Raw genomic sequence first — 25,090 nt, 5'->3', positions numbered from 1 at the left:
GCGCCGAACAACCGTCTTGGGGAATTCCCATGGAGGAATGGAAGTTTGCGGATCCGCCCAATGTCGCGGTGTTTGTGGATAGGGGCATAGTTACCCGTGGCGACTGGATTGCATACGTCTCGCATGACAATGACGACGGCAGTTGGCAATTCCACAACAGCGAAACGGGACCTGTTGACGAAGGCGATATCTTGATCGTCAGCTTGCAGAACGTTGTGCAGCGGGACGAAACCATCCTGGCGTTGGCCGACTTGCCAGAAGGCTGGCATGCCTGGCGCACCTCAAAATCGTCGCCGTGGCAACGAGCCAGGTCGCACCCTGTACCCTCCAACGACAACGAATGATCCGGCAAAGCCTTAAGTTGAGCCTTGCGCCAGTTCGCCGTTCTCCAGAACGGGGGGCTCTTCCCGGCCCTTCGGCTCCTTGATCCTGAACCAGGCGACATAAAGCGCCGGCAGGAACAGCAGCGTGATCGCCGTGCCGGCAATGATGCCGCCCATCATGGCGTAGGCCATCGGCCCCCAGAACACTTCGCGGGCGATCGGGATCAGCGCCAGGCTGGCGGCGGCGGCCGTCAGCGCAATCGGCCGCATACGGTGTTCGGTCGCTTCGATGACGGCCGCCCACCGGTCCTTGCCTTCGGCGACGAGGTCCTCGATCTGCACGATCAGGATGACCGAGTTGCGGATCAGGATGCCGATCAGCGCCAGCACGCCGAGAATGGCGACGAACCCAAGCGGCGCCCCGCTCGGCACCAGGGCCGCCACCACGCCGATCAGGCCGAGCGGCGCCACCGCCACCACCAGGAACAGGCGCTGGAAGCTTTGCAACTGCACCATCAGGATCGTTGCCATGACGAACAGCATCAACGGCACCACGGCCGCGATCGGTCCCTGGCTTTTGCCACTCTCCTCGACCGAGCCGGCGGTCTCGATCGAATAGCCCGGCGGCAGCTGGGCGGTGAAGGCATCGACCGATGGCTTCAGTTCGTTGACGACCGTGGCCGGCAGCACGTCGCCGACCAGGCCGGCCCGAACGGTGATCGTCGGAATGCGGTCGCGCCGCCACACTGTCGGTTGCTCCAGATCGTAGCGGAAGTTGGCGACGGCGGCGAGAGGAATGGCCTCGCCGGTGCTGGTCGGCAGCTGCATGTTCTGCAAGGTTTCGATCGAGCCGCGTTCGGCCCCGCGCGAGCGAGCCACGACATTGATCAGGTAGGTGGCGTCACGCACTTGCGTGATGGTAGCGCCGCCGACGGTGCTGTTGAGCGCGCTGGCGATGTCGGAAGAGGTGATGCCAAGCTGGCGTGCCTTGTCTTGCAGCACGTCGACCCTCAGCACGCGTTGCGGCTCGTTCCAGTCGAAGGTCGGCGCGGCAAGCTTGGGGTTGGTGGAAATGATACCGGCGAATTGCTGCGCCAGCCCGCGCACCGTCTGGATGTCGGGACCGCCGACACGATATTGCACCGGACGGCCGACCGGCGGTCCGAGCTCAAGCGGCTTGACGAAGGCGTCGGTGCCGACGAATTCCTCGCGCAGCAGTTTCTCCAGTGCAGGCTTCACCCGGTTGCGAGCCTCGATGCTCTTGGTGACGATAACGGTCTGGCCGAAATAGGGGTTGGCCGGCTGCACGTCATAAGCCAGCACGAAACGCACCGCGCCCTGGCCGATATAGGACGAGAAATGGTCGATGTCGGGATTGCCGACTAGCGCCCGCTGCTCGAACCGCTCCATCTGCTCGCGCGTCTCGGCGATCGAGGAATTCTGCGGCAGGTTCCAGTCGACGATCAGCTCTGGCCGATCGGATGGTGGAAAAAACTGCTGCTGTACCAGGCCGAAGCCGGCGATCGAGGCGGCAAACAACAGCACCGTGGCGATGATGGTCAGCCAATGATGGCGCACCGAGCCGACAAGCACGCGCCTGAACAGCGAGGTGAGGCGGCCAGGCTGGTCGTGATGTTTCGTCTTCATCGTTGCCGGCAGGATGGTGACGCCAAGCAGCGGCGCGAACAGCACCGCCACGATCCATGACACCAGCAGCGAAACGGCGATGACGACGAACAGGGTGAAGGTGTATTCGCCGGCCGCACTGTTGTTGAGGCCGATCGGGATGAAGCCGGCGACCGTCACCAGCGTGCCGGTCAGCATTGGGAAGGCGGTCGAGGTGTAGACATAGGTCGCCGCCTTGCGCAGGTTGTCGCCGACCTCCAGCCGCGCCACCATCATCTCCACCGCGATCATGGCGTCGTCGACCAGAAGGCCGAGCGCGATGATCAGCGCGCCGAGCGAAATACGCTGCAACGATATCCCGAGATATTCCATGACGGTGAAGGTGATGGCCAGCACCAGCGGGATCGACAGCGCCACGACGAAGCCGGCGCGCATGCCGAGGCTGATGAAGGAGACGGCGAGCACGATGGCGACCGCCTCGAACAGCGCGCGCGTAAAGCCCGAGACCGCCTCCTCGACGATGACCGGCTGGTCGGCGACCAGATGCACGCCGACGCCGACCGGCAGGTCGGCCAGCACCTTGTTCATCTCCTGGTGCAGCGCCTCGCCGAATTTGAGCAGATTGGCGTTGGGTTTCATGCCGATGGCGAGGCCGATCGCATCCTGGCCGTTGAAGCGGAACAGCGCCGCCGGCGGATCGACATAGCCGCGCGTGATCGTCGCCACGTCGCTCAGCCGGAAGAAGCGGTCATTGACGCGCAGATTGATGGCGCGAAGGCTGTCCTCGGAGGTGAACTGGCCGCCGACACGAACGCTGATGCGCTCAGGGCCGGACTGGATGACGCCGGACGGCGTGATCGCGTTCTGCGCCTGCAGGCTGGCGACAATCGCTTGCTGGTTGAGGCCAAGGGCCGCGATCTGGCGGGTCGAGAATTCGAGATAGATCGCCTCGTCCTGGGCGCCGACCAGATCCACCTTGCCGGCATTCGGTACGGTCAGGATTTTTGTCCGGACATCCTCGACATAGTCGCGCAGCTGGCGCGGCGTCAGCCCGTCCGACGTGAAGGCATAGATGTTGCCGTAGACGTCGCCGAAGCGGTCGTTGAAGAACGGTCCCTGCACGCCTTGCGGGAACTGCGCCTTGATATCGTTGACCATGTTGCGCACCTGAATCCAGTTCGGCACGACATCGCGCGCCTTGGTGGTATCCTTCAGGTTGACGAAGATGACGGTCTGGCCGGCGGTGGTGACCGATTTGGTGTAATCGAGGCTGTCGAGCTCCTCGAGCTTCTTCTCGATGCGGTCGGTCACCTGACGCAGCGTCTCGTTGACTGAGGCTCCGGGCCAGTTGGCTTGGATGATCATCGTCTTGATGGTGAAGGCCGGGTCTTCCTCGCGGCCGAGGTTGAGATAGGAGAACACGCCGGCCACGACGAAGACCAGCATGAAGTACCAGACCAGGGAGCGGTGGTTGAGCGCCCAGTCGGAGAGATTGAAGCCCTTCATGAGGCCCCTCCCTCGGGCACTTTCACCTTCTGACCTTCGCTCAGGCTGTGGACGCCCGCCGTGACCACGCGCATGCCGGCTTCAAGCCCTCCGGCCACCGTGAACGTGCCGCCATTCTTCGACGCGACCTTGATGTCGCGCGTGCTCACACTCGATGTCTGCGGGTCGACGATCCACACTTTTTCGGAACCATCCTTTTCGAGCAGCGCCGACATGGGCAGCTCGATCGTCGGCACAACCTTGGTCATGCGGGTCGCCGTCACCGTCGAGCCGAGCCTGAAGGCCTGCGGCGGATCGGTCAACGTCAGCTTGACGCGCCGCGTGCGGGTCGAACCCTCGGACTGCGGCGCGATCTCGCGCAGCTTCGCCTCTGTCTGGATCGTCGGCAGCGATTGCAGGATGACCTGGAACGGCGTGCCGGCCGCGAGGTCGCCGGTCAATTGGTCGGGAATGTCGACCACCGCCTCGCGCAGGTCGGAGCGCGCTACGGTGACAACCGTCTGGCCGGGCGAAACCGTCTGGCCAACCTCGGCACCGACGGCGGTGACAACGCCGTCGAAATCCGAAAACAGGCGAGCGTAACCCAGCTGTTCCTGTGACTTGGCCAGCGAAGCCTTGGCCCGTTCGACACTCGCTTCCGCCGCTTTCCTTGCCTGCTGCGCGGCATCGAAGACGGCCTGCGATGTGTTGGCGGAGGCGAGCAGCTGGCGCTGGCGCTCCTCGCTGGCGGCGGCGTTGGCGAACTGCGCCTCGGCATTGGAGAGCTCGGCCTTGGCCGCTTGGACGGCCAGCTCCAGCGCGGTCGGGTCGAGCGCTGCGATCGTCGTGCCTTTGCTGACGATATCGCCGACATTGACGTCGCGCGAGACGACTCGGCCAAGCAGGCGGAAGGCAAGATCGGCGCTGACCCGCGGTTCGACAGAGCCGGCAAAGCCGAAAGTCTGCGTGGTGCGCGGCTCGACCACGACCGACAGCACCGGCCGGATAATCTCGGGTGGCTTTTCATCGGACTTCGAGCAGGACGCGAGCGCGCCGAGCATAAGCACGCCGAGCAGGATGCGTGGCAGCCGGCTCATTGGCCAGCTCCCGATATTTCGATCGTCTGTCCGGGGCTGAGCAACTGTCCGCCTGCGGTGACGACGCTTTGGCCTTCGTTCAGCCCGCTGGCGATCACGACCGTGCCCGAGTCGAACGCCAGCACCTCGACCGGCATCACCGTCACTGCCTTGGTCGATGGGTCGACGATCCAGACCGCCGGCTTGCCGGCGCTGGACGTCAGCGCCTGCCAGGGCAGCAGGATCGCCTTCGCCGGCCTGGCGCTGACGGAGCCGATAACGGCTGCTCCCAGCGGCATGCCGGTGGGCGTATCCGGAATGGCGACCTTGACCCGGACCGAGCCCGAAGCCGGGTCGACCGCCGGCGAGATTTCGCGCACCTTGCCCGTCGCCCTGATTTGCGGATCGGACAACAGCGTGATCGTCACCGCCGGGGACGCTGGCGTCTTGGCAACCAGCGTCTCCTGCACGTTGAACACCGCGTCGCGATCACCGTCCTCGGCAACGGTGAAAACGGTTTGCGCCGCCTGCACCACCTGGCCGGCTTCGACCTGGCGGGCCGTGATCACGCCCGCGGCCCCCGCCTTGAGTTCGGTGAAGGAGAGGTTTTGCTGAGCATTGGAGAATGCACTTTGCGCGGCATCGAGGCTGCCTTGCGCCACCTTCAGCGCCTGATCGGCGGCGTCATAGTCGCGCCGGGTGGTGAAGCCCTGGGCAAGCAGTGTCTTCTGCCGCTCGAAGGCAGCGGCGGACTGGGTCAGTTGCGCTTGTGCTGCGTCGAGATCGGCCTGTGCGGAGCGCAGATCGGATTCCTGCTCCTGCGGGTCGATGCGGGCAAGCACCGCACCTGGGTCGACATGTTGGCCGACATCGACGAGCCGCTCCGCGACGCGGCCACCGACCCGGAACGACAGATTGTTCAGCGTGCGGGCCGCGATCACCCCGGTCAGCGAGGTTCTCGGCGCATAGTCGGCCATCGCCACGGTTTCAGTACGCACCATGATGGGCAGTTTCTTTGCTGCCGCTTCCTGCTTCTGGCAACCGGTCAGCAGAAGGGCAGCCGTGCAGGCGAAAAGCGCCGGGGCGGTTGGAAAAGACAAAAGGCTGGAGGTTTTGACCGATGGCGGCGAGACGGACGATGTCGCGTTCCTGCTCATGGGCTCCCCCAGCCGTAGGCCGCTCGCTGATCGCGATACCTCGCGGACATCTTGAAGATAATCGATCCCTTGGAAAAGGGAACCTCTCTCGTACGCGTATCGGTCGACTGGTTAAGCCGGGATCACAGGCCCAATCGCCTGCCGGTCGTGCCGACTTGAGGAAAACGTGAAATAAGGTCAGAAGACGTGTCAGCGGCATCAAACAAGAACGGGCGCCGGCCCGATGAGGACACCATGAAGAATTCAGCTATTTCCGAACGCAAGAACCAGTCGATCTCGCGCGGCGTCGGCATGACCACGCAGATCTATGCCGACCGGGCGGAGAATTCGGAGATCTGGGATGTCGAAGGGCGCCGCTACATCGACTTCTCGTCGGGCATCGCCGTCGTGAACACCGGTCACCGCCACCCCAAGGTGATCGAGGCGGTCAAGGCGCAGCTCGACCGCTTCACCCACACCTGCCATCAGGTTGTGCCTTATGAAAGCTATGTCCGGCTGGCCGAACGGCTGAACGGCATGCTGCCCGGCAAGTTCGAGAAGAAGACGATCTTCGTCACCACCGGCGCCGAAGCGGTCGAGAACGCCATCAAGATCGCCCGCAACGCCACCGGCCGCCAGGCGGTCATCGCCTTCGCCGGCGGCTTCCATGGCCGCACCTTCATGGGCATGGCGCTGACCGGCAAGGTCGTGCCCTACAAGGTCGGCTTCGGCGCCATGCCGGGCGACGTCTACCATGCGCCGTTCCCGGTGCCGCTGCACGGTGTGTCGGTTGCCGATTCGCTGGCCGCACTGGACCGGCTGTTCAAGGCCGATGTCGACCCGGCCCGCGTCGCCGCCATCATCATCGAGCCGGTGCAGGGCGAGGGCGGCTTCTATGACGCGCCGCGCGAGTTCCTGACGGCGCTGCGCAAGCTTTGCGACCAGCACGGCATGCTGCTGATCGCCGACGAAGTGCAGACCGGCTTTGCCCGCACCGGCAAGATGTTTGCGATGGATCACCATGAGGTGGCGGCCGACATCACCACCATGGCCAAGAGCCTGGCCGGCGGTTTCCCGCTGGCCGCGGTCACCGGCCGCGCCGAAATCATGGATGCGCCCGGCCCCGGCGGGCTCGGCGGCACCTATGGCGGCAGCCCGATCGGCGTCGCCGCGGCGCACGCCGTGCTCGACGTGATCGAGGACGAAAAGCTGTGCGACCGCGCCAACACGCTGGGCGCCAGGTTGAAGCAGCGGCTGCAGTCGATCCGCGACGACGTGCCCGAGATCGTCGACATAAGAGGTCTCGGATTCATGAACGCGGTCGAGTTCAACGACGTCAAGAAGGGTCTGCCGTCGGCCGAGATCGCCAACGCGATCCGGCTGAAGGCACTCGACAAGGGCCTGATCCTCTTGACCTGTGGCGTCTACGGCAACGTCATCCGCTTCCTCGCGCCGATCACCATCCAGGACGGCGTCATGAACGAGGCGCTCGACATCCTGGAAAGCTCGATCCGCGAAGTCTGCGCCGCCTGATCGGCTGCGCTTGCCTTCTCCCCGTTCACGGGAGAAGGTGCCCGAAGGGCGGATGAGCGACTATCTGGGGTGTCAAGTTGCATTTGCGAAATCGATGCGCGCGTCGCGTGCTTTTGCATTGAGAATGACGAGCAGCTTGCGGGCGAGCGCGATGCGGATGACCATCTTCTCCTTTCCCGCGCCCTGCAACCGTTGATGGAAGGCAGCAAGGTGAGGATCGTATCTGGCGACGGTGCGGGCAACGAGGAAGAGGATGGAGCGCGGGCCTTCGCGACCACCGCGCACCGACCGGCGGCCACTGCGCTTGCCACTATCATTGGCGATCGGCGCGAGGCCCGCGAGCTTGGCGATGGCTTTGTTGGAGAGGATGCCGATCTCGGGCAGTTCGGCCATGAGGCGGGCCACGGTGCGCGAGGCGACGCCCTTGAGCGATCGGAAGGCCTGGTCGAGACAGGCCCACAAGGGATCGTCGTCGATCAGCGAGGCGATCTCGCCTTCGAGCCGGCGGCTCTGGCGCTTGAGCAGAGCAATGACCTCGTCGAGGCTGATGATGGTCTCGGCATCGCGAGCCGCGCTACGGCGCTGCTTCTGGATGGTGAGGTCGCCGGTGACCTGGGAAAGCCGGGCGACCAGCGCCTTGAGCCGTTGCTGGGCCACGCTCGGCGGCGGCGTCGGCTGCAACCGCTTGACCTGCCCGTAACGGGCGATGACGGCGGCATCGATCCTGTCGGTCTTCTCCAGATACCCCATCGCCTCGGCGAAGTAGCGAACGCTCCTCGCATTGGCCATGCCGCAGGGTTGCCCCATCTCCCACAACAGCAGGAAGGCCAACCGTTCGTAGCCGCCACTGGCCTCCATGACGACGAGTTCGACGTCATTGGCCTGACACCAGGCGGCCAGATCGGCGATGCCTCCCGCATCGTTGGCGAAACGGCCTGCCGTTCCGATCGGCTCGATATGGACGTCGAGCCAGTCTTTCGAAATATCTATTCCACAGAGGGTCTTGTTCACGGTAACCTGCCTTGTGCGTGCGATTGGAGCCAAGCGACTATTCGGTCGTGCGTGACGAAGGCGAAGATCCCAGGCTCATCCACGGTTGTAGCCGCAGGGGTAACGGGCGACTTCGCCAAGCCTCGGGCCGGACGGCCATCCAGCCCGAGGCTCAGTCGCTTCCATCGCACAAAATCATCCCTGTGCAGATACAAGGGGCAGCGCCGACGTTCTAAATTGACGTTTGTTGCCAGGATCGCCCGCCTCAGCAGATGCCAGCTATCCCGCCGCCCTGGCCGGCACGTTTTCCTGAAACGCGGCCAGTGCCGCCTTTAGCCCTTCGGGACCCATGGCCACGGTTTCCGGCGTCGGCGAGAAGCCGGCGCCCAGCATCTTGCGGCCAAGCATGTGGTCGCCGGGACGGTTCACAGATTCGATGCCGAGCAGCCGGTCGCCGGCATAGTGGTAGATCGAGAACTTGTTGTCGGGCAGGTCGCCCAGAACGACATGGCTGTCGCCGCCGGCGGTCAGGCCGACCATCTGCAGCTTCATGTCGCCGATATCGGACCAGAACCACGGAACCGCCGAATAGGCATCGGTATGGCCGGTGATGGTGCGCGCGGCGTGCCGCGCCTGGTCGGTGGCGTTCTGCACCGATTCCAGCCGCACGTCGCCGCCGGTGAACCAGTGCCGGTAGGAGGCGACGTCGCCAATGGCGAGGATTTCCGGCACCGAACTGCGCATCTGGTGATCGACGCGGATGCCGTTGGCGATGCTGAGGCCTGCGGACTGCGCCAGTTCGACATTCGGCACGGCGCCGATGCCGACGATGACCATGCGCGCCGGCAGCCTTTCGCCTGACGAGGTGATCGCGGCCACGACATGACCGTTTTCGCCTTCGAGCCTGGCGATCGAGGTGCCGGTGAGGATGCGCACGCCTGTCGCTTCCAGCCGTTGCCGGACATGGCTCGCCACGACCGATGCCACGGCGCGGCCGAGCAGCCGGTCGACCGCTTCGACCACTGTCACCGTGCGGCCGGCGGCCCTCAGCGTCGCGGCGATCTCCAGTCCGATGAAGCCGCCGCCGAGGATGACGACCTCGTCGCTCTGCGCGCTGAGCTGGCGGATCAGCCGCGCATCGGCCAGCGAGCGCAGCGACAGGACGCCGGACAGGTCCGAGCCGGGCAACGGTAGGGTGCGCGGGCGCGAGCCGGTCGCCAGGATCAGGTGGTCGAAGGCAAGCGCGCCACCGCCTGATATCTCCAGGCTGCGGCGCTCGGCATCGATGCGATCGATCCTGACGGCCGGCCGGTAGTCGATGGCACTGCCGGTGTAGAAGGCCTCGCCACGCAAGGGTTGCGGTTTGGCCTCGGCATCCTTGATGAAGGTCTTCGACAGCGGCGGCTTGTGGTATGGCAGCTCGTTCTCGTCGCCGACGAGGATCACCGGCCCGTCATAGCCGTCCTCGCGCAGACTGGCAGCCGCTTGCACGCCCGCATGACCCGCGCCGACAATGACCACACCGTTCTTCATCGCATTCCGATCCCGCTTCTATCCTAGGATGTCTCGCCAAGTGGCAATTGTCTGGCGCCGCCGCAAGAGAGCTTTTGCGGGTCGCACCCGGAATGGCGGCTGTCAATCGTACAGTTCGGTTGCAAGACCGGTGCAGGAAGAGGCATAAAGTTGACAGTCGTAGTTTAGAATAATTCTAAACTGTTGTTTCAATTGACTTTTCTTGCGGATTGTCATTGACATCCGACGATGTCGCAGCTTTATGGAAGCTCGCGCGTCAGCGCATCCCTTTAATGTCTGGGCCTTGAACCCTTTCGATTGGAGGCATTTTGGTGTCTTTCTTCCGCGAACCGCGCGATGGCGCGGCATCTCTTGCGCCCAATGGCATGCCTATGGCGTGGCGCCCGTTGGCGCGCGCGCCGTTTACAGAAATTCCGAGAAACTGGAGAGCGATCATGACAGCACGATATGGCGGCAGGCTTGCCGCGATCGGCGCCACGGCCCTGCTGACGGCGGCGGTGTTCGTGTTGCCGGCAAAGGCGGAAACCGACGCGAAGGCGGTCATCAAGACCTATTCCGACATCGCGCTCGCTAAATATGAGGACTCGCTGACCACCGCACAGGCACTCGACAAGGCGGTCGACGCATTGCTCGCCACGCCATCGGTGGAAACCCTCAATGCCGCCCGCGAGGCATGGAAGGCATCGCGTGTGCCTTACCAGCAGACCGAGGTCTACCGTTTCGGCAACAAGATCGTCGACGACTGGGAAGGCAAGGTGAATTCCTGGCCGCTGGACGAAGGCCTGATCGACTATGTCGCCAAGAGCTACGGCACCGAATCGGACGCGAATGCGCTCTATACGGCCAACGTGATCGCCAACAAGGAGATCGAGATCAACGGCAAGAAGGTCGATGCCTCGAAGCTTTCGCCGGAATTCCTCTCCGGCACGCTGCAGGAGGCCGGCGGCATCGAAGCCAATGTCGCCACCGGCTATCACGCCATCGAATTCCTGCTCTGGGGCCAGGACCTGCATGGCACCGGCCCGGGTGCCGGCGAGCGCCCCTATACCGACTACGACCTCAAGAACTGCACCGGCGGCAATTGTGACCGCCGCGCCCAGTATCTGAAATCGGCCAGCGACCTTCTGGTTTCCGATCTTCAGGAGATGGTCGGCAACTGGAAGGAAGACGGCGCCGCCCGCAAGGCCCTCGTTGACGGCGAGCCGAACACCGCCATCTCGACCATCTTCACCGGCATGGGCTCGCTGTCCTACGGCGAATTGGCCGGCGAACGCATGAAGCTCGGCCTGCTGCTGCATGATCCGGAAGAGGAGCATGACTGCTTCTCCGATAACACCTACAACTCGCATCTCTACGACGCCATCGGCATCCGCGCCGCCTATCTCGCCAGCTATGTCAGCCTCGATGGCACGGTTGTATCTGGGCCTTCGGTGCACGACATGGTGAGGGCAGCCGATCCGGCGATCGACAAGGAACTGTCGGACAAGCTCGATGTTACCGTCGCCAAGATGGAGGCGATCAAGGCGCGGGCATTGGCCGGCGAGGCCTATGACCAGCAGATCGCCGAGGGCAACACGCAAGGCAATGCCACCGTGCAGGCAGCGATCGATGCGCTGATCGACCAAACCAAGTCGATCGAACGCGCCGTCGGCTCCCTGAAGCTCAGCACCATCGCCTTCGAAGGGTCCGACAGTCTCGACGCGCCCGACAAGGTGTTCAAGTAAGCGAAAGGCTGGAGCCCGATCCGGAGCTGGACAATCGGCTTCGCAATGGGCTCCGGTTAAGAAATCAAGCCACACGGCGCGGGAGGCGCCGTCAGCCATCCGAGCAAATTGATGCTGATCTGCCATTGCAATATCATCACGGAGAAGGAGATCGAGCAGACGATCATCGGGCTGCTGGACCAGGATCCCTGGCAGCTGATCGTGCCGGCGAAGATCTATCATGCCATGCAAAAGCGCGGTCGCTGTTGCGGCTGCTTCCCAAATGTGGTCGAAACGATCATTCGGGTCACCGAAAATTACCACGCCCGCTCGGAGGCGAGCGACGTGGATGTCGTTTCACATCTGGATCGCGTCAGAGGCCTGCGCGTCCAATACGGGAGCAGAACCCATGAAAGGCGAAAAGCAGATCATCGAGCGGCTTAACGAGGCTCTTTTTCTGGAGCTCGGAGCCGTCAACCAGTATTGGGTGCATTTCCGTCTGCTTGAGGACTGGGGATACGCCAAGCTGGCCAAGAAGGAGCGCGCGGAATCGATCGAGGAGATGCACCATGCCGACAAGCTTGTGGCCCGCATCATCTTCCTTGAAGGCCATCCGAACCTGCAGTCCGTGGCGCCGCTGCGCATCGGGCAGAACGTCAAGGAGGTGCTCGAATCCGATCTCGCCGGCGAGTATGACGCGCGCACCGCCTACAAGCGTTCGCGCGAGATCTGCGAGGAAGCGGGTGACTACGTGACCATGAAATTGTTCGAGGAATTGCTGACTGACGAGGAAGGCCATATCGATTTCCTCGAGACGCAGCTCGACCTGCTCGCCTCGATCGGCGAGGAAAAATACGGCCAGCTCAACGCCGCATCGGCGGACGAGGCGGAGTAAGGGCATGCGGGAATGCGGCGCCTGCTAGAATTCGTGCGCCGCTCGCGGCGGGCCGATGGCTCGCCGCTCCTTGGGAAGACGCCAGCCGGATTTGTGCGTCGGCGCTGTATTGTCCTCGTGGTGGCGCTGACCTCTTCCGCGATGGCCGGCGATCTTCAACCTGCCGGCCTCGCCACCACGCGCACCGACCTCAATGCGAAGGATCAGGCGCGCGTCACCGCCATCACCAGGCCGACCTCAGATTTTTCCAAACCCGAGCAATTCGAACTGATGCAAGGTGGCGCCGGCACGTCCAGGAAGGACGTCAGCCGCGATTCCTTCTCGCAACCCTCGGCCAACATTACCTTCGAGGAAGAGGGCGACTTCAAGCTCGGCAATGCCCTTTTTCGCAAGAACTGGGTGTCGTCGCCATCCTCGACGCAGGCGTCGGATGGGCTGGGCCCGCTGTTCAACGAACGCGCCTGCCAGAACTGCCATCTGAAGGACGGCCGCGGCCGCCCGCCGCAAGGCGATGCCGGTACGACTTCGATGTTCCTGCGGCTGGCCCGCGAGGCGAGCAGCGAGGAGGAGAAAGCCGAGCTTGCCGAACACAAGGTGCTCAACTTCCCCGACCCGGTCTACGGCACGCAATTGCAGGAACTGGCCGTGCCCGGCCTGCGCGGCGAAGGCAGGATGCATGTCGACTATCAGGAACGGCAGGTGACGCTGGCGGGCGGCACCGTGATTTCCCTGCGCAAACCAAGCTATTCGGTTGTCGATCCTGCCTATGGACCGCTCGATCCGCGCACCACGCTGTCGCCGCGCCTGACGCCGCCGATGATCGGCCTTGGCCTGATTGAACAGATCGCACCGGCGGACATTCTTGCCCGCGCCGACCCAGACGACCGCAACAGTGACGGCATTTCCGGCAGGCCGAACATCGTGCGCGACGGCCAAAGCGGCGAACTGACGCTTGGCCGTTTCGGCTGGAAGGCACAGACCGCGTCGATCCGCCAGCAGGCGGCGGACGCCTTTGCCGGCGACATCGGCATCTCGACGCCCGAAGAGCCCAAACACTGGGGCGACTGCACCACCGCGCAAGCCAAATGCCTCGCCATGCCCAACGGTGTGCAGCAGCGTCTCGGCCCGGTCGAGGCGCCGCCGCCGGTGATGGATCTCGTCACCTTCTATTCGCAGAATCTGGCCGTGCCGGCGCGCCGCGACCTCGACACGCCGCAGGTGCTCGTCGGCAAGAAAATCTTCTACGAGATCGGCTGCATTGCCTGTCACACGCCGAAATTCGTCACTAGGCGCGGCACGCCCAACAAGGCGCAGGCCTTCCAGTTGATCTGGCCCTATTCCGACTTCCTGCTGCACGACATGGGGCCTGATCTGGCTGATGGCCAGGCGGTGGGCGATGCGACGGGCAATGAATGGCGCACGCCGCCGCTATGGGGCATCGGCCTGACCGAGACGGTCAACGGCAACTCCTTCTTCCTGCATGACGGACGCGCACGCAGCCTGACCGAGGCCATCCTGTGGCATGGCGGCGAAGCGCAGAAGGCGCGCGACGGCTTTGCCGCCGCCAACGCGGCCGACCGTGATGCGCTGCTCAAATTCCTGGAGTCACTGTGATGCTCAAGCGCTCTGCATTGTTTCTCGTTCTTCCGCTGGCTCTGCTGGGCGCCGTCCCGGCGTCGGCGGCGGTCAAAGCCTCCGAAATCATCCAGCGGGCGATCGATGGCTTTGTCCGCCCGGCCTATGCCAGCCTGCACGAGCATGCTGAAGCCTTGACCGGATCCATGCGCAAGCTCTGCGTCACGCCCTCGCAAGGGGAGCTTGATGCCGCGCGCGCCGAATTTTCCGCCACCGTCTATGCCTGGTCGTCAGCCGAAATCATCGGCTTCGGACCAATCAAGGAGAACAACCGGCTGGAACGCATGCTGTTCTGGCCGGATCGCAAGAGCATCGGCCTGAAGCAGGTGCAGGCGGCGCTGTCGGCCAAGGATCCGACCGCCACCGATCCGGCACAACTGGCCGGCAAGAGTGTCGCCATGCAGGGGCTGGGCGCGCTGGAATTCGTGCTTTACGGCGACGGCGCCGATGCACTGACCGGCAAGGATGATCCCTATCGCTGCGCTTATGGCGCGGCGGTTGCCGGCAACATCGAAGCCATGGCCGGTGAGGCCAGCGCGGCCTGGAACAAGCCGGACGGCTTTGCAGCGCTTTGGGCCAATCCGGGGCCCCAGAACGCGCTCTACCGCGACGGCAACGAAGCAGTGACCGAACTGGTTGGCGTCTTCATCAATGAGCTGGAAATGGTCCGCGACGTGCGCCTGAAAGGGTTTTTCGGCGGCAAGCCGGATGCGGACAAGCCGAAACAGGCAATTTACTGGCGCTCGCAAAACACCACCAATTCGCTGGCCGGCAATTTGGCGGGGATAGACACTCTGTTCCAGGCCTCGAAGCTTGGCGATGCCTTGCCGGTCGATGCGCGCTGGATGGCAGAATCGATCCATATCCAACTGGTCAACGGCGTCGCCACCGCCAAGGCCGTCAGCGGCCCGATCGACAAGGCGCTTGCCGATCCGGCATTGCGCGACAAGCTCGACCATTTCGCGCTGATCACCTCCAGCCTGTCGACCCTGATCGGCACCAGGCTGACCGCCGAATTTGGCCTGACCGCCGGCTTCTCCTCGCTGGATGGGGACTGAGCATGATCTTGAGATTGGCCGAAGCGCCCATAGCTTCGTCATCCTGGGGCGAAGCAAGGAGCGAAGCGACGCAGCGCAGACCCCAGGATCCATGCCGCGACCTCAAAGCGCTGCCGCGGTCCAGAGTTTTGCTCCGTTGCACCCGACCGTCGAGGTCACGGCATGGATCCTCGGGTCTCCGCGACGGAGCTTCGCTCCTGCTCCGCCCGTGGATGACGAAGTTCCGGAGGCTTCGGCCAACGTCCAACGTCTGCGATGGATCATTCCACGAATCGGTGGGTGCCAAGCGTCAGCTCCGATCCGTAAAAGTCACCGTGTCTTGGAGCGAGCCAGTGCAGGGGAGGATCGTCTCTTGAAAACCCCTCTGATAGATCGTCGCGATTTCCTGAGAGCTGCTGGCGTTGGCTTCATGGCCGCGATGGCCCCCTCGGCCTGGGCAACGACGCTCGCGGCGGACGCCGTCTTCGCCACCGCCTTCGTCAAGCGCGACGGCAGCTATGGCGCCGCCGTCCTGTCCGAGGCCGGCAAGCTCCTGCATGCGATCGACCTGCCCGATCGCGGCCACGACGTCACTTTCGATCCGGTGTCGAAACGCTCGGTGGTCTTCGCTCGCCAGCCCGGCACATTCGCCGTGGTTTTCGACCACGCGGGTCGTGACGCGCCGCTGACCATCGCCAGCATCGCCGGCCGGCATTTCTTCGGCCATGGCGTGTTCTCAGTCGACGGTGCGCTGCTCTATGCCACCGAAAACGACTTCGACAACGCCGCTGGCGTCGTCGGCGTCTACGATGCGCGGGCGAAATTCAGCCGTGTCGGCGAGTTCCCGACCTATGGCATGGGTCCGCACGAGCTTCTGCTGCTGGGCGACGGCAGGACGATCGCGGTTGCCAATGGCGGCATCGAGACCCATCCGGATTACGGCCGCGCCGAGCTCAACATCGCCACCATGAAGCCGTCCTATGTGCTGATCGACCGCGTCACCGGCGATCTCATCGAGAAACACGAATTGCCGGCGGCACTGCACCAGCTGTCGATCCGCCATATGGACACCGACCCGTCCGGCACCGTCTGGTTCGGCTGCCAGTACAGGGGGCCGGGCACCGATCGTCCGCTGCTGGTCGGCCGCGCCACGCGCGGCAAGGAATTGCAGCTGCTCGACATGCCGCAGGACGTTTTGTCCGGCTTCCGCAACTATATAGGCTCGGTCGCCGCCAATCCGGCTGCCGGCACCGTCGCCGTCTCCTCGCCGGAAGGCAATTCGCTCGTCGTGATCGATTCGGCCAGCGGCCGGATCGTTTCGAACAGCGCGCTGATCGAGGTTTGCGGCGTGGCGCCCGACGGAACCGGCTTCATGGCCACCACCGGCGCTGGCGAGATCATCGAGGGCAGCGGCACGACACGCTCTGAACCGGACTATGTCTGGGACAACCACATGCTGCGCATCGAACAGGCCGTATAGGCTGCAAGCCGAAGCGAAGCCGCTTAACGAATTATGCACTATCCCCTTGCGGTGGCGGGCCGTGGCGGGCACAGGGAATTGTTTTTCGAACCGGTCGCTTCATGAAACTGCTTGCCATCGATTGTGCCGCCAACCTCTGCGCCGCCTGCGTCTATGACGCGACGGCGAAGCGGGAGCTTGGCCGTTCGGTGCTCGATCTCGGCAAGGGCCATGCCGAGCATCTGATGGCGGTCATCGCCGAAGCGCTGAAGGCAAGTGCAACCGACTATGCAGGTCTTGGCACTATCGCCGTCTCCGTTGGCCCCGGTTCCTTCACCGGTCTGCGCGTCGGCGTCTCGACCGCGCGTGGCCTGGCGCTGGCGCTGAAGGTACCGGCGATCGGGGTGACGACGCTCGAGGCGCTGGCCGCTGAAGCCGCAGCAGCATTTCCCGGTCGCGCCGTGCTGGCGGCGCTTGATGCCGGGCGGGAGGAAATCCACGCCGCCCTTTACGATGAAATGTCAGCTTTGACTTACGGTCCGGCTGTGGCCACACTGGCGGAAGCCGTGACCATGGCAACGGGAAGCTCTTCGGTGCTTGCCGGTACTGCGGCTGCGCTGATCGCCGCGTCGGCGGGGCGCGGTTTCGATATCGGGCCTCAGACGGCAACTGCCGACATTGTCACTTACGCCCGCTTGGCGGCCGCCAAGGGAGAGAGCGAAAGGCCGAAACCCCTCTATCTGCGCGGCGCGGACGCCAAGCCACAGGCTGGCTTCATTCTATCAAGGCTTAGACCATGATCCCGAAAAGTGGACGCCGGTTTTCACGGACAACGGTTCCCGTTTGTCCAGAGATCATGGTCAAACAAGAAAACGAAAGATAAATGCGCATACCTTTTCTCCAACCACGCCGCCGGGACTATGCGCTCGAGCCGCTGAAGATCGCCGACAGCCGCGCGGTCTCGCTGCTGCATCGCGAGGACTTTGTCCGCCCGTGGACCGATGGCGAATTCGCCGCCTTGCTCGAACAGGACACCGTATTCGGCTATGCGGCGCGCGAGACCGGACAGGGCTCCAAGCCGCCCGTCGGCTTTGTGCTGGCGAGGCTCGCGGCCGGCGAGGGCGAGATCCTGACCGTCGCGGTGGCGCGATCCCATCGCCGGCAGGGGCTGGGCTGGCAATTGATGGACGCAGTGTTGCGCGAGTTGCACGCGCAGCGCGCCGAAGCGCTGTTCCTCGAGGTCGACGAGACCAATGTTGCCGCGATCGCGCTCTATCGGCGGTTGGGCTTCCGCGAGGTCGGCAAGCGGCCGAATTACTACAGGTCGCCGGAACACGGACCGACCGGCGCGCTTGTCATGCGCCGCGATCTTCGCTAGCGAGACGGTCGGGGTAGGGCGATGATCAAGAAAATCAGGATTTTCCTGGCGCTGGGCCTCGTTGTCGCCGGCTCATTGGTCCTCGTGCCATTGCAGATCCTGTCGATGAAGACTGGCTGGTGGCCGGAAACGTTCATCCTCAAGATCTGGCACAGGCTGATCATCAGGGCACTCGGCATGCGCATCCATGTCAAAGGAACGCTGTCCGACAAGCGCCCGCTGCTGATTGCGTCCAATCATATCTCCTGGACCGACATCATGGTGCTGGGCTCTTTTGCCGACGTAAAATTCATCGCAAGAGCCGATATGGAAGGCTGGCCGCTGATCGGCATGCTGTCGAAATTGCAGCGCACCGTGTTCATCGAGCGCGAACGCAAGCGTTCCTCGGGCGACCAGGCAAGCGAGATCGCCAGCCGCATGGCCAAGGGCGATGCCATGGTGCTGTTTGCCGAGGGCTCGACCGGCGACGGCAATATCATCCTGCCGTTCAAGAGCACGCTGTTTGGCGCTGCCTCGATGGCGATTTCGGAAGGCGCGGCCGAGCAGGTGTTCATCCAGCCGGTAGCGATCGCCTACACCCGCCTGCACGGCGTGCCGCTCGGCCGCCGCCACCGCCCGCTTGCCGCCTGGATCGGCGATGAGGATTTGATGCCGCATCTCAAGGTGTTGCTGGCGGAGGGCGCCCTCGACGTCGAGGTGCATTTCGGCGAACCGATCGCCTTTTCCAAGGGTTCGAACCGCAAGGAAACGTCGAAACTGATGGAAGCCCAGGTGCGCGAGATGATGCAGGCGGCGCTCGCCGACCCCAGTCCGAGCCGCTAGCCCCGGCACACGCCTGTAGGCGCATGCCGAGAATCGTCTGTTTTTTGTCACGGAAAGGCGTTAGAAGCCGCCGGATGGACTTGAACACGATAGAAAGCGACGACATCGGCATTGTGGCTGGACAGCCGGCAGTGCTTTCCACGGCAGCCAAAAAAGTCTTCATCAAGACCTATGGCTGCCAGATGAACGTCTATGATTCACAGCGTATGACCGATGCGCTGGCCGCCGACGGCTACACCGCGACCGACGCCATTGGCGAGGCCGACCTGGTGCTGCTCAACACCTGCCACATCAGGGAGAAGGCGGCCGAAAAGGTCTATTCCGAGCTCGGCCGTATCCGCGATATGAAAGCCGAACGTGCCTTGGCCGGCCGCCAGATGCTGGTCGGCGTTGCCGGCTGCGTGGCGCAGGCCGAAGGCGCCGAGATCATCCGCCGTTCGCCGGCCGTCGACCTGGTCATCGGCCCGCAGACCTATCACCGGCTCCCCGATGTGCTGGCGCGGGTGCGCGGCGGCGAGAAGATCGTCGAGACCGACTACGCCATCGAGGACAAGTTCGAGCATCTGCCGCAGCCCAAGCGCGCCGAGGTCATCAAGCGTGGCGTCACCGCCTTCCTCACCGTGCAGGAAGGTTGCGACAAGTTCTGCACCTTCTGCGTCGTGCCCTACACCAGAGGCTCCGAAGTCTCGCGGCCGGTGGCGCAGATTGTTGCGGAGGCCGAGCGCCTGGCGGAAGCCGGCGTACGCGAAGTGACGCTGCTTGGCCAGAACGTCAATGCCTGGCATGGCCGGGGCGAGAACGGCGAGGAATGGGGCCTCGGCCGCCTGCTGTTCAGGCTCGCCGAAATTCCCGGCCTGGCGCGGCTGCGCTACACCACCAGCCACCCGCGCGACATGGATGACGAGCTCATCGCCGCCCATCGCGATCTGCCGGCATTGATGCCCTATCTGCATCTGCCGGTGCAGTCCGGCTCCGACCGCATCCTCAAGGCGATGAATCGCCGGCATACGGCGAAGGATTATCTGGCGCTGCTCGACCGCATCCGTGCCGCCCGGCCCGACATCGCGCTTTCCGGCGATTTTATCGTCGGCTTTCCCGGCGAGACAGAAGCCGATTTCGAAGCGACCATGGAATTGGTGCGCCAGGTGAACTACGCCTCGGCTTTCTCGTTCAAATATTCGCCTCGTCCCGGCACGCCGGGCGCCGAAATGCCCGATCATGTGCCGGAAACGGTCAAGGATGAGCGCCTGCAGCGGCTGCAGGCCCTGCTTGTGAAGCAGCAGCAGGATTTCGGCTTGAGCCTCGTGGGCAGCACCATCGACACGCTGATCGAGAAGCCCGGCCGTCAGGCCGGTCAGAAGGTCGGCCGCTCGCCCTGGCTGCAGCCGGTTATTGTTGATGAAAAGGCCGGCGAAATCGGTGACATTATCCAGGTGCGAATCACGAAGACAGGTTACAACAGCCTGTTCGCCGAATTGGCCTGAGGGGTCTCGGCAGATGAGGAGAGACGGTTGAGCGCAGCAGAGCTGAAGAACCTGCCCCCGGTACCGGCATCTGGGGCTTCTGACATGGCGCACATCGTTCTGACTTTCGACAACAACAAGCTTGCCAGCGCCCTTTACGGTCAGTTCGACGAAAACCTCGCCAGGCTCGAGCAGAAGCTCGGCGTCGATATCCGCTCGCGCGGCAACCAGCTGACCATCAAGGGCTCGGCGTCAGCCGCCGAGCAGGCGCGCCGTGCGCTCGACAATCTCTATGGCATTCTCCAGAAGGGCGTCGATATCGGCCAGTCCGACGTTGATGGCGCCGTGCGCATGGCGATCGCCGCCGATGATCAGCTGACGCTGCCGACGCTGGAGCGCAAGGGCAAGGTCTCCGCCGCCCAGATCGCCACCCGCAAGAAGACGATCTATGCCCGTTCGCTCAACCAGGACGCCTATATGCGGGCGCTGGAACGGTCGGAACTGGTGTTCGGCATCGGCCCGGCCGGCACCGGCAAGACCTATCTGGCGGTGGCGCATGCGGCGATGCTGCTCGAGCGCGGCATGGTCGAACGCATCATTCTCTCGCGGCCGGCGGTCGAGGCCGGCGAGCGGCTGGGCTTCCTGCCGGGCGACATGAAGGAGAAGGTCGATCCCTATCTGCGGCCGCTCTATGATGCGCTTTACGACATGATGCCGGCCGATAAGGTCGAGCGCGCCATTGCTGCCGAAGTGATCGAGATCGCGCCGCTCGCCTTCATGCGCGGCCGCACGCTGGCGCATGCCGCCGTCATCCTCGACGAGGCCCAGAACACCACGCCGATGCAGATGAAGATGTTCCTGACCCGTCTGGGCGAGAACTCGCGCATGATCGTCACCGGCGATCCGACCCAGATCGACCTTCCCTCGAACACCAAATCGGGCCTGGTCGAAGCCTTGCGGGTGCTGGACGGCGTGGCAGGCGCGGTCACCGTGCGCTTCAACGATGGCGACGTGGTCCGCCATCCGCTGGTGGCGGAAATCGTCAGGGCTTATGACCGCGACGCCAAGCTGGCGCGCGGCCTAGGTGCCGAGAATTGATTTTGACGATGCGGCTTCATGCCTGAGGACATAAGATTCGGCGACGGGGATCTTCCCGTCGACATCGATATATCTGTCGAAGCGGGCAATTGGCCCGATGAGGCAAGCCTGACGCGGCTGGTCGATCGCGCTGTCGCGGCTGCTTTCGCCGAAACCGGCGTGGCGGGCCAATCCGAACTCAGCCTCGTTTTTTCCGACGACGCCCATATCCGGACCCTCAACGCCGGCTGGCGCGGCAAGGACAAACCGACCAACGTCTTGTCTTTCCCGGCTTTTCCGTTTGCGCAGGGCGGTCCGCTGCCACCGATGCTGGGCGATATCGTGCTGGCCGCCGAGACGGTCGCGCGCGAAGCGGCACTGGAAGACAAGCCCGTCGAGAACCATATCTCCCATCTCGTCATCCACGGCCTGCTGCACTTGCTGGGCTACGATCACGAGACCGACACCGAGGCCGAGGCGATGGAAGCCATCGAACGCGCGGCGCTCGCAAGGCTTGCCATTCCCGATCCCTACGCGTAACTACTTCTGATCAATTGACCGGACGACGATGAACGACAAACCAGAGACTGCCGCCCGCCCCGACGCCGGCAGTGCGACCAAGGCTTCCGATACGTCGGAAGAGGGATCAAGTCCGAGTACCGTTACCTCTGGTGCTGCCAGCGCCGGCAGCGCTGCCAGCGAAACCACGCCTGCCGGTCCTTCCCTGTTCGACCGTGTTCTGGGCCTGTTTCGGCAGCGCAACGGAACCAGCCTGCGTGAGGAAATTGCCGGCGCGCTTGCCGAGACCACGAGCGATGCCGAATCCTTCTCGCCCGGCGAACGCGCCATGCTCAACAACATCCTGCGGCTGCGCGAGGTGCGCGTCGAGGACGTCATGGTGCCGCGCGCCGATATCCAGGGGGTCGAGATCACGACGACGCTCGGCGATCTCTTGGGCACCTTCGAACAATCCGGCCATTCGCGCATGCCGGTCTATTCCGAGACGCTCGATGATCCGCGCGGCATGGTCCATATTCGTGACGTGCTGGCCCACATCACCAAGATCGCGCGCGTCAAGAAGGGCCGCACGACCAGGAAAACCCCCGCCGCCACGGTTCTCGACCTCGCCCAGGTCGACCTCGCACGCACCATAGGCGACCTCAATCTGATCCGCCCGGTGCTGTTCGTGCCGCCGTCTATGCTGGCCTCCGACCTGATGGGCCGCATGCAGACGACGCGCACGCAGATGGCGCTGGTCATCGATGAATATGGCGGCACCGACGGCCTTGCCTCGCTGGAGGACATCGTCGAGATGGTGGTCGGCGACATCGAGGACGAGCATGACGAAGACGAGCCGATGATCACCCAGAGCGGTGACGGCGTGTTCATCGTCGACGGCAAGGCCGAGATCGACGACGTTGCCAAGATGATCGGCGAGGATTTCGCCGCCGGCGAACATGGCGAATATGTCGACACCATCGGCGGCATGATCTTCAACACGCTTGGCCGCGTTCCGGCCCGCGGCGAGGTGGTGCAGGCCATACCCGGCTTCGAGTTCCACGTGCTCGACGCCGATCCGCGCCGCGTCAAGCGCGTACGCATCGTGCAGAGCCAGAAAGGCGAGCGTCGCCGCCGCGCCGCGCGCACCGAGCAGGCTTAAGCATGATGCCGAAAAGTTGCAGACTTTTCGGATAAACGTCATGCGGCAAAACAGGGTCTAAGCGCTCACCGATGACGGTCGAAGACCCCTTCAAGCACTCCACCTTGGGGTCCGGTGTGTTCTACAAAGACCCATGGGCCGCGCTGGACTGGCTTGAGGCAGCCTTCGGCTTCGTACGCAGCATGGTGGTCCGCGATGCCGAGGGCAGACTTGTTCACGCCGAGATGCGGTTCGGCGACAGCTACGTCATCGTCGATTCCGAATGGGCCGATTATGTCGCCAGCCCGGCTTCGGTCTCGGGCAAGAACACGCAATCGGTCTATGTCAGGCTGAAGGATAGCATCGACGCACATTGCGGGCAGGCTCGGGCGGCCGGTGCTGATATAATCCAGGATCCGACGGATCAGTTCTACGGCGAGCGCCAGTATCGGGCGCGCGATCCCGAAGGCCATGTCTGGACCTTCACGCAAACCATCCGGTCGGTTCCGCGCGAGGAGGCCGAGCGGCTGGGCGGTGTTCAAATCGACGGTTGGCACCGGTAGAGCGGGGCCGGAGCTTGCAATCACGGCCAGCCATCCGGCGTTTGGAGCGCGGAGCGCGGCCTGTTAAATCTTGCGTCCTGATTCGCGCGACTCGGAAGTATGCATGGAGCGCCTGACCGGCCGGATAATTCTGCTTTGGGGTTGGCGGCGCGCGCTCGTGGCGTTTCTCGCAGGCGCCCTGGCGGTGCTTGGGCAGGCGCCTTACGATTTCTTCGCCGCCTGCTTCATCTCGTTTCCGCTGCTGGTCTGGCTGATCGACGGCGCCACCGGTGAAGCCTCGGCCAGCCTGTTCCGGCGCTTGCGGCCGGCCTTCGCTGTCGGCTGGTGGTTCGGCTTCGGCTACTTCCTTGCCGGCCTCTGGTGGATCGGCTCGGCCCTGCTGGTCGAGGCCGACAGCTTTGCCTGGGCGCTTCCGTTCGCGGTGGTCGGCATTCCCTTCATGCTCGCCTTTTTCTACGGCTTTGCGGCCATGGTCGCTCGCCTGTTGTGGAGCAGCGATATCGGCCGCATCGCCGCCCTTGCCTTCGGTTTTGGGTTGACGGAGTGGCTGCGCGGCTTCCTGTTCACCGGTTTTCCCTGGAATGCCATCGGCTACGCGGCCATGCCCGTGCCCTTGCTGATGCAGAGCGTCTCGGTGACCGGCATGATCGGCATGAACGCGCTCGCGGTGTTCGTTTTCGCGCTGCCGGCGCTGCTGGCCGCGCGCCGGCATCTTCGCCTCGGCGCGGCGCTGTTTGTCGCGCTCGCTGCTGCGCATGTCGGCTTCGGCTATGTCAGGCTTGCAGCGCCCGAAAAGCCGGCGGCGCGCAGCCTGGACGTCCGCATTGTCCAACCGGCCGTGGACCTGTCGGAAAAGTGGGACGCCTCGGTGCGCGATCGCATCTTCGCCACCTTGATAGGGCTGTCGGCCAAGGCGCCGGACCCCGGTCATGAAAAGCCGCAACTGATCCTGTGGCCCGAAACCTCGGTGCCGTTCCTCTTCACCGAGCGTCCGGACGCGTTGACGGCGCTGGGCGACATGCTCGCACCCGGCCAGATGCTGATCGCCGGCGTCGTCCGCGAGGAAGGCGGCTCGGCCGCGAATGCCGACAGCCGCTACTACAACTCCGTGGTGGCGATCGACGACAAGGGTGAAATCGCTGACGCCGTCGACAAGGTTCATCTGGTGCCGTTCGGCGAATACCTGCCTTTCTCCGACCTGCTCGAGCGTTTCGGCATCGAACAACTGGTTGCCGGGCCGATGACATTTGCGGCCGGCAACGAACGGCACGCCATCACCCTGCCTGACGGCATCCGCGCACTGCCATTTATCTGCTATGAGGTGATCTTTCCCGATCTGGTGGCAGTTGACGCAACGTCAGCACAGCTTATTGTGAACGTTACCAATGATGCGTGGTTCGGCGACACGCCGGGTCCGTATCAGCATTTCAGGCAGGCCCAGATCCGTGCGGTGGAGAATGGATTGCCATTGCTGCGTGCTGCTAACAACGGCATCTCGGCCGTCGTTGATCCGCGCGGCCGCATCGTTGATGCGCTGGCGATCGACGCCCGCGGCGCCATCGATGCCCATGTCCCGATTTCCGAACAGGCGGTCATATCTCCCGGCCAACGGCGCATTAACGGAATGCTGATCATGTTGCTGTTTGCCATCGCCGCCGCATTGTTGAACGTAAGGCAAAGGCTACGGGTGAATTGACAGCCCACACATTAGAAACTC

Annotated in this window: 22 protein-coding genes; 17 read left to right on the top strand and 5 right to left on the bottom strand. The window is 63.8% G+C overall.

What is annotated here, in order from left to right:
• Positions 1-29 precede the first annotated feature (29 nt).
• Entirely contained in the window at positions 30-344 is a 315-nt protein-coding gene (locus tag ACZ89F_RS28195; protein ID WP_476095265.1) for a hypothetical protein, read from the top strand.
• A gap of 12 nt (positions 345-356) precedes the next feature.
• On the opposite strand, the gene ACZ89F_RS28190 is transcribed toward ACZ89F_RS28195, so the two are convergent.
• The 3 genes from ACZ89F_RS28190 to ACZ89F_RS28180 are packed head-to-tail and all read right to left on the bottom strand — an operon-like array spanning position 357 to position 5,667.
• Positions 357-3,455, bottom strand: a complete 3,099-nt coding sequence (locus ACZ89F_RS28190; protein ID WP_476095264.1) for an efflux RND transporter permease subunit — start codon at positions 3,453-3,455, stop codon at positions 357-359.
• The gene (locus tag ACZ89F_RS28185; protein WP_476095263.1) at positions 3,452-4,531 is read right to left on the bottom strand and encodes an efflux RND transporter periplasmic adaptor subunit; all 1,080 of its coding nucleotides are present in this window, start codon (positions 4,529-4,531) and stop codon (positions 3,452-3,454) included. The genes ACZ89F_RS28190 and ACZ89F_RS28185 overlap by 4 nt, the downstream gene beginning before the upstream one ends.
• Positions 4,528-5,667 (bottom strand): efflux RND transporter periplasmic adaptor subunit, encoded by a 1,140-nt coding sequence (locus ACZ89F_RS28180; RefSeq protein ID WP_476095262.1) that lies wholly within the window; start codon positions 5,665-5,667, stop codon positions 4,528-4,530. The genes ACZ89F_RS28185 and ACZ89F_RS28180 overlap by 4 nt, the downstream gene beginning before the upstream one ends.
• 234 nt (positions 5,668-5,901) lie before the next feature.
• Between ACZ89F_RS28180 and ACZ89F_RS28175 the strand changes: the two genes are divergently transcribed.
• Complete coding sequence (locus ACZ89F_RS28175) at positions 5,902-7,179, top strand: 4-aminobutyrate--2-oxoglutarate transaminase (RefSeq protein WP_476095261.1); 1,278 nt, start codon at positions 5,902-5,904, stop codon at positions 7,177-7,179.
• A 72-nt stretch (positions 7,180-7,251) separates the two neighbouring features.
• Here ACZ89F_RS28175 and ACZ89F_RS28170 read toward each other — a convergent pair whose 3' ends face one another.
• The gene (locus tag ACZ89F_RS28170; protein ID WP_476091143.1) at positions 7,252-8,190 is read right to left on the bottom strand and encodes an IS110 family RNA-guided transposase; all 939 of its coding nucleotides are present in this window, start codon (positions 8,188-8,190) and stop codon (positions 7,252-7,254) included.
• A gap of 258 nt (positions 8,191-8,448) precedes the next feature.
• The gene (locus ACZ89F_RS28165; protein WP_476095260.1) at positions 8,449-9,702 is read right to left on the bottom strand and encodes an NAD(P)/FAD-dependent oxidoreductase; all 1,254 of its coding nucleotides are present in this window, start codon (positions 9,700-9,702) and stop codon (positions 8,449-8,451) included.
• Between the two features lie 434 nt (positions 9,703-10,136).
• Between ACZ89F_RS28165 and ACZ89F_RS28160 the strand changes: the two genes are divergently transcribed.
• The 15 genes from ACZ89F_RS28160 (at position 10,137) to lnt (ending at position 25,069) form a co-directional block, all read left to right on the top strand.
• Complete coding sequence (locus tag ACZ89F_RS28160) at positions 10,137-11,426, top strand: imelysin family protein (RefSeq protein ID WP_476095259.1); 1,290 nt, start codon at positions 10,137-10,139, stop codon at positions 11,424-11,426.
• A 111-nt stretch (positions 11,427-11,537) separates the two neighbouring features.
• Positions 11,538-11,849, top strand: a complete 312-nt coding sequence (locus ACZ89F_RS28155) for a (2Fe-2S)-binding protein (RefSeq protein ID WP_476095258.1) — start codon at positions 11,538-11,540, stop codon at positions 11,847-11,849.
• Entirely contained in the window at positions 11,815-12,300 is a 486-nt protein-coding gene (gene bfr, locus ACZ89F_RS28150; protein WP_136619815.1) for a bacterioferritin, read from the top strand. Before ACZ89F_RS28155 ends, bfr begins: the two co-directional genes overlap by 35 nt.
• 12 nt (positions 12,301-12,312) lie before the next feature.
• A complete protein-coding gene (locus tag ACZ89F_RS28145; RefSeq protein ID WP_476095257.1) occupies positions 12,313-13,914 on the top strand; it encodes a di-heme oxidoreductase family protein in 1,602 nt (533 codons plus the stop codon).
• Positions 13,914-14,993 carry an imelysin family protein gene (locus ACZ89F_RS28140; protein ID WP_476095256.1) on the top strand — a complete coding sequence of 360 codons (1,080 nt, stop codon included), beginning with the start codon at positions 13,914-13,916 and terminating at the stop codon, positions 14,991-14,993. Before ACZ89F_RS28145 ends, ACZ89F_RS28140 begins: the two co-directional genes overlap by 1 nt.
• A gap of 352 nt (positions 14,994-15,345) precedes the next feature.
• Positions 15,346-16,452: a DUF1513 domain-containing protein gene (locus ACZ89F_RS28135; protein ID WP_476095255.1), complete on the top strand. Its 1,107-nt coding sequence runs from the start codon at positions 15,346-15,348 to the stop codon at positions 16,450-16,452.
• Positions 16,453-16,553: 101 nt separating this feature from the next.
• The gene (gene tsaB / locus ACZ89F_RS28130) at positions 16,554-17,231 is read left to right on the top strand and encodes a tRNA (adenosine(37)-N6)-threonylcarbamoyltransferase complex dimerization subunit type 1 TsaB (protein WP_476095254.1); all 678 of its coding nucleotides are present in this window, start codon (positions 16,554-16,556) and stop codon (positions 17,229-17,231) included.
• Positions 17,232-17,314: 83 nt separating this feature from the next.
• The gene (rimI, locus tag ACZ89F_RS28125; RefSeq protein WP_476095253.1) at positions 17,315-17,809 is read left to right on the top strand and encodes a ribosomal protein S18-alanine N-acetyltransferase; all 495 of its coding nucleotides are present in this window, start codon (positions 17,315-17,317) and stop codon (positions 17,807-17,809) included.
• A gap of 21 nt (positions 17,810-17,830) precedes the next feature.
• Positions 17,831-18,631 (top strand): lyso-ornithine lipid O-acyltransferase, encoded by an 801-nt coding sequence (olsA, locus tag ACZ89F_RS28120; RefSeq protein ID WP_476095252.1) that lies wholly within the window; start codon positions 17,831-17,833, stop codon positions 18,629-18,631.
• A gap of 74 nt (positions 18,632-18,705) precedes the next feature.
• Entirely contained in the window at positions 18,706-20,115 is a 1,410-nt protein-coding gene (gene miaB, locus ACZ89F_RS28115) for a tRNA (N6-isopentenyl adenosine(37)-C2)-methylthiotransferase MiaB (protein WP_476095251.1), read from the top strand.
• 84 nt (positions 20,116-20,199) lie between these two features.
• A complete protein-coding gene (locus ACZ89F_RS28110; RefSeq protein WP_023758127.1) occupies positions 20,200-21,192 on the top strand; it encodes a PhoH family protein in 993 nt (330 codons plus the stop codon).
• 18 nt (positions 21,193-21,210) lie between these two features.
• A complete protein-coding gene (gene ybeY / locus ACZ89F_RS28105; protein ID WP_476095250.1) occupies positions 21,211-21,711 on the top strand; it encodes an rRNA maturation RNase YbeY in 501 nt (166 codons plus the stop codon).
• Between the two features lie 28 nt (positions 21,712-21,739).
• Positions 21,740-22,831 carry a hemolysin family protein gene (locus ACZ89F_RS28100; RefSeq protein WP_476095249.1) on the top strand — a complete coding sequence of 364 codons (1,092 nt, stop codon included), beginning with the start codon at positions 21,740-21,742 and terminating at the stop codon, positions 22,829-22,831.
• Between the two features lie 71 nt (positions 22,832-22,902).
• On the top strand, positions 22,903-23,373 hold the full coding sequence (locus tag ACZ89F_RS28095) for a VOC family protein (protein ID WP_476095248.1): 471 nt from the start codon (positions 22,903-22,905) through the stop codon (positions 23,371-23,373).
• 103 nt (positions 23,374-23,476) lie between these two features.
• Positions 23,477-25,069: an apolipoprotein N-acyltransferase gene (lnt, locus tag ACZ89F_RS28090; RefSeq protein WP_476095247.1), complete on the top strand. Its 1,593-nt coding sequence runs from the start codon at positions 23,477-23,479 to the stop codon at positions 25,067-25,069.
• Positions 25,070-25,090 lie beyond the last annotated feature (21 nt).

The sequence above is a fragment of the Mesorhizobium sp. USDA 3734 genome (genome assembly GCF_056279665.1).
The sequence above is the reverse complement of the archived record's forward strand: the minus strand, read 5'-3'. Positions and strand labels throughout refer to the sequence as shown.